The following is a 1,258-nucleotide window of genomic DNA, read 5'->3' as shown; positions in this document are numbered from 1 at the left end:
CGGGCGACATGCCGAGGACGGGCCTCGGGTAACACGAACACAGGGTGCATACGATCATGTTGTGCACCTGGGGTGTGTTCTCCAGGACGTAGAAGAACGTGTAGTCGCTGGGGGTGCCTGTCCCGGTCGGGTCCAGCCAGTCGACTCCCACCGCTTTGGAGGCTTCTGTCGCATCCTCGAGCAGTTGACGCTTGAAGTCGGGGTCGAGCCATGCCTTGGCGACGAGGCGGGAACCCTTGGAAGGACCGATCGACTGCGCCCACTCCGAGAATCGGCGGTGGTCTTCGGATGAGAACAGGCCTTTTTCGATCGACAGTTCCCGGATGGCGGCCTCGAGTACTTCGAATTCGCCTACCTCGGGGCCTTCCTGGATCGGATCGTGGCCTTCGTGGCTGTGATTTTCGCTCATTATGCTTCGTCCTTTGCGGGTGCAAGCCAGCGCTCGGAGCACTCTGTTTCGAGGGTATCGACATCGAATCCGGTGTAGGGGTCCCACAAGTCGGTCTGGAGGAACCGCACGACGTAGAACGGTTCGGTGCGCCCGTTCTCGAGGCGGTCCCATGCCTCGTCCTCCGGGATAACCCATTCGGGACGGTATTCGACGACGACGCCTGTGTGGCCGCGCACGAACGCCTGTGTGCGAGTGTGGAAAAGGGACGTCGCGTCCTTTACCGTAACGCGGTCACCGATCTGGTATTTCGTCATGATCGCTCCTCGCTCAAACGCGTGCGGACAGCATCGATCTTGGCTGACAATTCATCTGGCGTGATGAGGCCTTTGTCGATAAGAGTCTTGGTGGCGACGGTGATCCAGCGCGCGTAGTACGGAAGGCCGAAGTAAAGCGTCGCGCCCAGATCATTTTCGGCACGGCGCCGCATCTCGGAATTCCACGCGCCTCGCCAGCCCAGGCATTCACAGGTGACGTACGTGTTCATCTCCCACGCCTCTTCGACCTTTTCCTTGTATTCGACGGGCAGGTCGGGCTGGCCACCAACGTCGTGGATCACGTGCCGCAGTGCGGCATATCGGGCGTTGGGCAACGTGTACGGGGAGTCCTGTACCTCGTGGATGGCTGGGGCGATGTCGGCGAGCAGACTCGTCAGGGTGTTGAATGACGCGCTGGGGCTGGGTGTGCTCTGCGACGCGCCCGATTGCTTAGCCGGTGAACTCATTGTGTTTCCGATCCGATCGGTCGGTGGTTCCCCTCGAGGAGTCCTTCGCGGGGCGGACAGGGAATGGGAATCACATCGCCGACATA

3 protein-coding genes are annotated in these 1,258 nt (G+C 60.9%); all 3 read right to left on the bottom strand.

Annotation, left to right across the window (positions count from 1 at the left end; genetic code table 11):
• The coding region (locus AB0H50_RS35525; RefSeq protein WP_357461671.1) for a nitrile hydratase subunit alpha at nt 1-409 on the bottom strand (409 nt) is incomplete at its 3' end.
• Nucleotides 409-705, bottom strand: coding sequence for an SH3-like domain-containing protein (locus AB0H50_RS35520; protein ID WP_072705115.1), 297 nt, complete (start codon nt 703-705; stop codon nt 409-411). The genes AB0H50_RS35520 and AB0H50_RS35525, both read right to left, overlap by 1 nt.
• Entirely contained in the window at nt 702-1,172 is a 471-nt protein-coding gene (locus AB0H50_RS35515; RefSeq protein ID WP_072705112.1) for an SH3-like domain-containing protein, read from the bottom strand. The genes AB0H50_RS35520 and AB0H50_RS35515 overlap by 4 nt, the downstream gene beginning before the upstream one ends.
• Between the last annotated feature and the right edge of the window lie 86 nt (nt 1,173-1,258).

The sequence above is a fragment of the Nocardia sp. NPDC050793 genome, from assembly GCF_040654065.1.
GTDB lineage: Bacteria > Actinomycetota > Actinomycetes > Mycobacteriales > Mycobacteriaceae > Nocardia.
The sequence above is the reverse complement of the archived record's forward strand: the minus strand, read 5'-3'. Positions and strand labels throughout refer to the sequence as shown.

Excerpts from the sequence above, each read along its gene's own strand:
- AB0H50_RS35520 (WP_072705115.1), bottom strand. The coding sequence starts at position 705 with ATGACGAAATACCAGATCGGTGACCGCGTTACGGTAAAGGACGCGACG.
- AB0H50_RS35515 (WP_072705112.1), bottom strand. The coding sequence starts at position 1,172 with ATGAGTTCACCGGCTAAGCAATCGGGCGCGTCGCAGAGCACACCCAGC.